This is a genomic window from Rathayibacter sp. AY1F2 (genome assembly GCF_002930885.1).
GTDB lineage: Bacteria > Actinomycetota > Actinomycetes > Actinomycetales > Microbacteriaceae > Rathayibacter.
Genome location: NZ_PSVG01000014.1, coordinates 76,328 through 82,996, shown reverse-complemented (window position 1 = coordinate 82,996; position 6,669 = coordinate 76,328). Strand labels below are relative to the sequence as shown.

Sequence of the window (6,669 nt, the reverse complement as noted above, 5' to 3'; positions counted from 1 at the left end):
GGCGTGGGCGACGCAGTGGCGGAACGAGCCGCTGGTGATGCCGTGCAGCTGGTCGGAGTGCCACGCCTCCCAGACCCCGGACTTGCGGCGGGTGACGTGTACCGAGGGCGTCGTCTTGGGGTCGGTGCCCACGACGCGGACGTCGACCGCGCGGGTTTTCGCGAGCGTGAGGTAGGTCTTCGCGTTGGTCTGCAAGTCGGTGGCGGTCTGCATGGTGTGGGTGCTCCCTCTGGCTGATCGTTTTTCTTTGCCTCTCCGGCGGGGAAAACCGTTTGAGTGGAGGCGGCGTAGTGACGCCGATAGCGGGCGAAATAAGCCCGCAGGGCGCGTCCGCTCTCGGTGGCACGGAGCCGGTGGAGCGAAATAGGTTGAAACCGCGGAGAGGTGAAGAAAACGGGTGGAACGGGCCACATCGCGGCCTCCCCTCGGCGGCGCTCCGTCACCGCTGCGCGAGTGCAGCTCGCGCCCCGGACCGGGATCACGCCCTGAAGAACGACAATTGCCGATTAGGGTCGAATCTGTCGTTTATATACGCCCCTGCATTGAGGTCAAGGCCTGGGTCATCGATACGTGCCTCTGTTACGAAGTATGCGGACACATACTTTTCGACGACCGGAGCCCCGCATGCTCGCCACCGCACGACCTCAGACGCGAGCCACCGCTCCTGCCGTACTGCTCGATCACGGGACCCTGCCCGCGTTGCCGATGGACTCGGACCGGGTGCTCGTCATCCGCGCCGCGTCGGGCGATGACCGCGCGTTCGCGGCGATCGTGAACCGCTACTCGCGTCTGCTGCGAGCGATCGCGTCGCGAACCCTCGGAAGCTCCGCCGACGTCGATGACGTGGTGCAGGAGACGTTCCTCGCCGCATGGACGCACATCGACAACGTGATCGACGGGGACACGATCGCCGGCTGGCTGGCGACCACGACCCGCCGGCGCAGCATCGACCGCCTCCGCGCGCCCGCATCCGCGCGCCGGTCGGAGCTGAACGAGGAACTGCCGGCGCTCGAAAAGGACGACCCCGAAGCCGCCGGCCGATGCGCCGTTCTCGCGGCGGACGCTCGGCGGGTGCTCGAGAAGCTGCCGGTGCTGCAGCGTCGCTGCTGGGAGCTGCGGCAGCTGCACGAGCTCAGCTACGACGAGATCGCTCTCGACCTCGACCTAACCCCAGCTGCTGTGCGCGGGCTCCTCGCTCGTGCTCGACTGCTGATGGCAAGCGAACTCGCCCACTGGCGCTGACCAGCGCGAGGAACGAACACAGCCGCTCCCCCGAGCGACCGCTTCAGGGGGGGAGTGTGAGGGGATCGCCCCTCACGGGCCGGTGACGCCAACCCACTTGCTCGAGCGAGTCGTATCGGCGCAGTGCGCGGCGATCGCGGAAGTGCGCGCGTCGATTCCGGAGGATCACGTCATCCTCTACGTGCTCCGGATCGCGGACGGCTCGAGTAGAGCACCGGGCGGCTCCAAGCCACTAGCGTTGCCATCCAGTCCTGAAGGTGATGGTTCCGTGATGGCAACAGCGTTGAAGCTCGTCGGGAAGTCAGTAGCGTTCGTCGCCCGCGTCGTGGGTGCGGCGGTGTCCGCCGGACTGGCCTCACTCGGTGTGGGCAGTTATCAGCAGCCAAATCCGGGGCCGCCGCCCTCGACCACGGACAATCGCGAATATCGCCCGTAGAAGAAGATCATCGCGGTGACGTCGGCCTCGGCGATCGCGGAAGTGCGCGCGGCGATTCCGGAGGATCACGTCATCCTCTCCGCGCTCCGGATCGCGGACGTCTCGGAGTAGGGGCTCAGGCCGTCCCGGCGAGGAGTGCGACGGCCGCTGCGGAGAAGAGAACAACGGCAGCCAGGAGAGCGCCGCGGGCCCGAGCGCGCTTGTCGACCGCGACCTCGGACACTTGCGCGGAGTGGATCTCGGAGTCGCGATAAAGCGGCACGATACCGGCGACGACGAGCGCGGCACCTGTCACGGCCAGCAGCAGAGCGATCCCGTCCCACATGCCGACCAACTTACTCAGCCGCGGGGGCGGCGCTGCGGCGGGGTGCGCGCTGGGTGGTTGTGGTGACGACGGCGGTCGCGCGGGTGAGGTTGGGGCCAATGGCGTCGGCTTCGAGGACGCGGCCGGTGCGGCGGTTCTCGCCTTCGCCCCAGGCGACGGTGCGCTCGTAGCCGACGACGATCACGGCGTCTCCCTTGTGGAGGGAGGCGAGCACGTGCTCGCCGAGTTCGAACTTCGCTTCCACGTAGTGCGTGGTCGGGGCGTCGTGCGGGGTCCACTCCCCCGCGCGGTATTCGCCGGTGTTCTCGATGACGCGCAGCTTCACGATCTGCACGCGGCCCGCCTGCACGGCCTCGGGGTCGGCGGCGAGGTTGCCGGTGATGGTCCTGGTGCTCATCTGTCGTCTCCTGCTCGTGCGGTTGGTGGGTCCCGTCGACGTCGACGGGTTCTCGTTCGCGGCCGCGGCCGCCGGGGTGTCGGTGGCGGGTGTCTCGATGCCCCAGGACGCCAGAGCGTCGCGGCGGGTGACCTCGACCGGCGGCTCGGACAGCGCTCTGCGCTGTTCGAGCTCGGCGCGCGTGACGGTGAGGTCCGGGACGCGGCGCTCGTCGCCGTAGGCGAGGCGGTAGAGCCGGTCGGCCTCGTTCTCCAGCCAGTCGACTTCGCCTTGCCGGTCGGCTTGTCCGGCGAGGTACCCGGCCCGGTAGTCGTCGCCGGTGATGTTCGGGCCGGTCATGCGGCGTGCTTCTCGATGAGGTCGGGGCGGAAGCCCGACCAGTGGTCCTGGTCGCTTGCGACGACCACGGGGGCGGCGGAGTAGCCCAGCTCCTCCGTGACGTACGCGAGCGCTGCGGGGTTGGTGGTGATGTCGACGGTGGTGTACTCGATGCCCTTCTTCTCGAGCACCCGGTAGGTCATGGTGCACTGCACGCATGACGGCTTCGAGTAGACGGTGAGCATCAGTCGTCCCAGCGGTCGCCGCGGTGCGGGTCGTGCTCGTCGTTGACCGGGGACCAGGCGTGCAGCTCGGCCCACTTCTGGGCGGCGTCGGTGTGTCCGGCCTGGGTGAGGAGGTCGATGATGCCCGTCGCGCGCCAGCACGGCAGCGTCGGGGCGATCGCTTCCGTGACTGCCGGGTCGGAGAGCGTGGCCGCGAAAGCCGCGACGGCCGCCTGGTAGGTCGCCGCCGGGTCGGTCGTGGTCTGCTGCTGCTCGCTCATCGGTGGGTTCCTTCCGGGGTGTGGGCGTCGCCCTCGTCGTCGTCGCTCGCGTGCTCCGCGATCCACAGGTCCGCGGCCTCATCTCGTCCGAATGCTCGCAGGAGTCCGGCCAGCGCGTCGACCTCGGCGCAGCTGAGTCGCACGGCCAGCTCGTCGGCGGTGTCTCCGTGGGAGAACACGGACGCGAACTCGGCCACCGCGCCCCAGAGGGTCGGCTCCTCGGCCGCGGGGCTGGTGGTGATGGTGTCGGACATGGCGTTTGCTCCTCGGTGGTGGTGCGGGTCAGGATTCGGTGCGGGTGAGGGTGTCCACGAACATGACGCCCTCGGGGCCGGGGATCGTGGCGGTGTGTGCCAGCGCCCACCCGTTGCGTGCCAGACCTGAGAGGTCGACGTCGCGCTCGGCGATCCGGCGCAACTGGCTCTGCATCCCGTCCTCGTTTGCGGCCGGGACGAAGGTGCTGACGGTGGTGATCTGCTGCATGTTCTTCCTCTTCCTCATCGTTTTTTTGCCGTGAAGGCGGTTCTCCGCCTGAGCAACCGGAGGGCGCAGTGCAACCCGCAGGGCGGCGGTGGAGAGAGTTTCGGCGCGATGTGAGGGAGCGCAGCGACCGCGTGCCGAAAGTCTCGGAGGAGCCGGTGGCGCAGCCACTTGAACGGAGCCCGTAGGTAGCTACGACCGCAGCGAAGCGGAGGGAGCCGCCGAAGGCTTCACGGCAAAAAAGTGTGTGAGCCTGTAGGGCGACCAACGGCGGCCGGCACCGCCGGCCGAACCTCTGGGCGGCGCTCCGTCGCCGCTGCGCGAGTGCAGCTCGCGCCCCCGGAACGGGGATGCCGGGGAGTGTGAGGGGATCGCCCCTCGCGGGCCGGCTGGAAGGCCGGCCCTCCCCCACCTGCGACCCCTGCATGTGAGACCGAAATCCGACTGCTGGACGCGGCGGATCTGGGGCACACCGAGATCTGATCGTCGCTGAAGGCCGGGGTCCCGCTCCCGGCCTTCGTCATTTCTGGTCCCCACCCGGAAAGGGGCCGCCGCGGAGGGACATCTGCCCGTTCCTGCACGGATGTTCACGGTAACGTCAGCCGACTCCTCAGCGGCGAGGAGGTCGGCGGGAGCTCGTGCCCCCGCCTGCTGCCGCTCGGGGCACTCAGCGAGGACCGACCCAGAGGACGACCATGCGACGACGACACGCCCTGCTCCCTGGAGCGCTCACCGGACTGCTGCTGGCCTCCGGGCTCGTCGCCGGAGGGCCCGCCGCGGCTCCAGCGGCGGCCGCTCCGGTGGCCCCCGCTCCCGCCGCTCCCGCTCCCGCTCCGGACCGCCCCGTCGCGGCTCCGGACGCCGAGCCCACCGTGATCGAGCCGGAGGCGGACGCGACGACGCAGCAGGCCGCCCTCGCCCTCGACGCCGACTTCGTCGACGTCGAGATCCCGGCGCGCGCCCAGGTGCAGACGCACCGCGTGACGATCGCGCTCGTCGCTCCGCAGGGCACCGTCCCGGGCGGGTACACGACCGCCGACGCCGTCCGCGCCCTCGACCTCGTCGACCGGTTCTACTCCCGCGAGACCAGCGGGGCGATCCGCTTCGAGCTCGACCAGGTCGTCGACTGGCAGGTCGTCGACCAGCCGATCGGCTGCACGAACACGGGCGGACTGCAGGACTGGATCGCGCAGAGGACCGGCTGGCAGCGCGGACCGGGCAAGCACCTGGTCGCCATGGTGCCTGAGGGTGACCCGTGCCCGAACTGGGCCAACGGCGAGCAGTCCGGCGATCCCGATGACGGCGGACGCGCGTTCCAGCCCGGACCGGACGCGTACTTCCTCGCGCACGAGCTCGGCCACAACCTCTCGCTGCCGCACGCCTACAGCGTGAACTGCGCCACGACCCGCGACTACGCCTCCACCCCGCTGCCCGCGGACTGCCGCCGCGAGGAGTACGGCAACCGGACCGACGTGATGGGCGGCGCCTGGTCGTTCCTGCCGCTGTCGTCCCCGTCGCTGGCGCGCCTGGGCACGCTGCCGAACACCCGCCAGCCGGTCTGCGGCGCACCCCGCACCACGACGCTCGACACCCTCGGAGCCGGACCCGCCGGCCGGCGTGCGCTCACCTGGAACGACCCGCAGGACACGGGCATCCGCTACTGGGCGCAGTACAACGACCGCGCCGACACGACGTCCGACGGCGGCGCGTACACGAGTCCCTTCCAGGTGCGCCGCGACGTCTCGGGCGTGCAGATCCTGCGCTCGAACCCGGGCCAGCCGTACGCCGGCGACCTGCTCGAGCGTCCGGGCGACGCGAGCGAGGCGAACGAGTTCGTGCTCGCCGGAGAGAGCGCAGTGCTCAACTCCGGCATGTCCGTGCGGGTCGACCGGATCGACGAGCTCACCCGGACCGCGACGGTCACCGTGACCGTGCCGTGCACCGACTACGTCGGCGACATCGCTCCGCTCGCCTCGTCGACGAGCGCTTCGTACACCTCGCCGTGGACCTCGGTCGGAGCGGTCGCCGACGGCGCCGCCTCGACGATCTGGGGCTCCTGGCCCCGGGTCGGAGAGCAGCACGTCGAGCTGCGCTGGCCGAGCGCCGTGACCGTCGACAGCGCCTCGGTGCTGTTCGCGAGCGACGCGGCCGACGCCGACGGACGCGGGCTGATCCCCGCGCGGTCGTGGCGGGTCGAGCACCTGGTCGGCGACGTCTGGACTCCCGTGAGCGGAGCGGCTCCCGGCCGCGAGCGCGACGTGCTGAACCGCGCGACGTTCGCTCCGGTGACCACGACGGCGCTGCGGCTCGTGTTCACGGCGTGGGGAGCCGGCGAGTACGGCGGGTCCACGGGCGTGGCCGAGATCGAGGTGAACGGCATCGCCCTCGCGGCCTCGGCGGAGGCGCGCGGGACGCTGCAGAGCGTGCCGACCGCGACGACGCGCGACCTCGCGCAGTCCGTGCTGGTGCGCGACTCCTCCGGTCGCGCCCTCGCGGGCCGCTCGGTGGGCTTCGCGATCACCGGGCCGGCGGCCTTCGAGAGCGGAGCGACGACCGCCGCGGTGCTGTCGGGCGCCGACGGCGTCGCCGCGCTCCCCCGGATCCGCACCGGCTCCACCGCCGGCACCGTCTCGATCACCGCGCGCGTCGACGGCGTGACGACGGCGCTGGCCGGAGCGAGCGTTGCGCCCGGCGCCTCCGTCACCGCGAAGGCGACCTCGCGGCTGATCCTCGGGAAGGTCGTCGTCACGGTGACGGCGACGAACACCGGCCGCGCGGCCGCCGATCTGACCGTCGTGACGCCCTACGGCACGGCGTCCTCGGCCGCGGTCGCCCCGGGCGCCACGGTGACCAAGGTGTTCCGCACGGGCAAGAGCTCGATCGCCGCCGGCACCGGCACGGTCACGGCCGTCTCGGGCGCCTCGCGCGCGAGCGTCTCGGTGGTCATCCCGCGCGCGTGACCGGGA

9 protein-coding genes are annotated in these 6,669 nt (G+C 71.0%); 2 read left to right on the top strand and 7 right to left on the bottom strand.

Annotation, left to right across the window (positions count from 1 at the left end; all coding sequences use genetic code 11):
• Nucleotides 1–213 (bottom strand): hypothetical protein (locus tag C5C54_RS11830; protein ID WP_146078829.1); only part of this gene is annotated, 213 nt, incomplete at its 3' end.
• Nucleotides 214–705: 492 nt separating this feature from the next.
• On the opposite strand from C5C54_RS11830, the gene C5C54_RS11825 reads away from it, so the two are divergent.
• Complete coding sequence (locus C5C54_RS11825) at nucleotides 706–1,242, top strand: RNA polymerase sigma factor (protein ID WP_181068412.1); 537 nt, start codon at nucleotides 706–708, stop codon at nucleotides 1,240–1,242.
• 551 nt (nucleotides 1,243–1,793) lie between these two features.
• Here the strand turns inward: C5C54_RS11825 and C5C54_RS11820 are convergent.
• The 6 genes from C5C54_RS11820 to C5C54_RS11795 are packed head-to-tail and all read right to left on the bottom strand — an operon-like array spanning nucleotide 1,794 to nucleotide 3,706.
• Nucleotides 1,794–2,003: a hypothetical protein gene (locus tag C5C54_RS11820; RefSeq protein ID WP_146078828.1), complete on the bottom strand. Its 210-nt coding sequence runs from the start codon at nucleotides 2,001–2,003 to the stop codon at nucleotides 1,794–1,796.
• Nucleotides 2,004–2,013: 10 nt separating this feature from the next.
• A complete protein-coding gene (locus C5C54_RS11815; protein ID WP_104288418.1) occupies nucleotides 2,014–2,739 on the bottom strand; it encodes a single-stranded DNA-binding protein in 726 nt (241 codons plus the stop codon).
• Nucleotides 2,736–2,966 (bottom strand): glutaredoxin-like protein NrdH, encoded by a 231-nt coding sequence (gene nrdH / locus C5C54_RS11810; protein WP_056045893.1) that lies wholly within the window; start codon nucleotides 2,964–2,966, stop codon nucleotides 2,736–2,738. Before nrdH ends, C5C54_RS11815 begins: the two co-directional genes overlap by 4 nt.
• On the bottom strand, nucleotides 2,963–3,223 hold the full coding sequence (locus tag C5C54_RS11805; RefSeq protein ID WP_104288417.1) for a hypothetical protein: 261 nt from the start codon (nucleotides 3,221–3,223) through the stop codon (nucleotides 2,963–2,965). The genes nrdH and C5C54_RS11805 overlap by 4 nt, the downstream gene beginning before the upstream one ends.
• Nucleotides 3,220–3,477 carry a hypothetical protein gene (locus C5C54_RS11800; RefSeq protein ID WP_056045777.1) on the bottom strand — a complete coding sequence of 86 codons (258 nt, stop codon included), beginning with the start codon at nucleotides 3,475–3,477 and terminating at the stop codon, nucleotides 3,220–3,222. The genes C5C54_RS11805 and C5C54_RS11800 overlap by 4 nt, the downstream gene beginning before the upstream one ends.
• 28 nt (nucleotides 3,478–3,505) lie before the next feature.
• The gene (locus C5C54_RS11795; RefSeq protein WP_104273023.1) at nucleotides 3,506–3,706 is read right to left on the bottom strand and encodes a hypothetical protein; all 201 of its coding nucleotides are present in this window, start codon (nucleotides 3,704–3,706) and stop codon (nucleotides 3,506–3,508) included.
• Nucleotides 3,707–4,398: 692 nt separating this feature from the next.
• On the opposite strand from C5C54_RS11795, the gene C5C54_RS17985 reads away from it, so the two are divergent.
• Nucleotides 4,399–6,663 carry an Ig-like domain-containing protein gene (locus C5C54_RS17985; RefSeq protein ID WP_181027133.1) on the top strand — a complete coding sequence of 755 codons (2,265 nt, stop codon included), beginning with the start codon at nucleotides 4,399–4,401 and terminating at the stop codon, nucleotides 6,661–6,663.
• Nucleotides 6,664–6,669 lie beyond the last annotated feature (6 nt).

What these genes read in the sequence shown, in the direction of transcription:
- C5C54_RS11805 (WP_104288417.1), bottom strand. Translation starts at nt 3,223, where the DNA reads ATGAGCGAGCAGCAGCAGACCACGACCGACCCGGCGGCGACCTACCAG.
- C5C54_RS11815 (WP_104288418.1), bottom strand. Translation starts at nt 2,739, where the DNA reads ATGACCGGCCCGAACATCACCGGCGACGACTACCGGGCCGGGTACCTC.
- C5C54_RS11795 (WP_104273023.1), bottom strand. Translation starts at nt 3,706, where the DNA reads ATGCAGCAGATCACCACCGTCAGCACCTTCGTCCCGGCCGCAAACGAG.
- C5C54_RS11820 (WP_146078828.1), bottom strand. Translation starts at nt 2,003, where the DNA reads ATGTGGGACGGGATCGCTCTGCTGCTGGCCGTGACAGGTGCCGCGCTC.
- C5C54_RS11825 (WP_181068412.1), top strand. Translation starts at nt 706, where the DNA reads ATGGACTCGGACCGGGTGCTCGTCATCCGCGCCGCGTCGGGCGATGAC.
- C5C54_RS17985 (WP_181027133.1), top strand. Translation starts at nt 4,399, where the DNA reads ATGCGACGACGACACGCCCTGCTCCCTGGAGCGCTCACCGGACTGCTG.
- C5C54_RS11800 (WP_056045777.1), bottom strand. Translation starts at nt 3,477, where the DNA reads ATGTCCGACACCATCACCACCAGCCCCGCGGCCGAGGAGCCGACCCTC.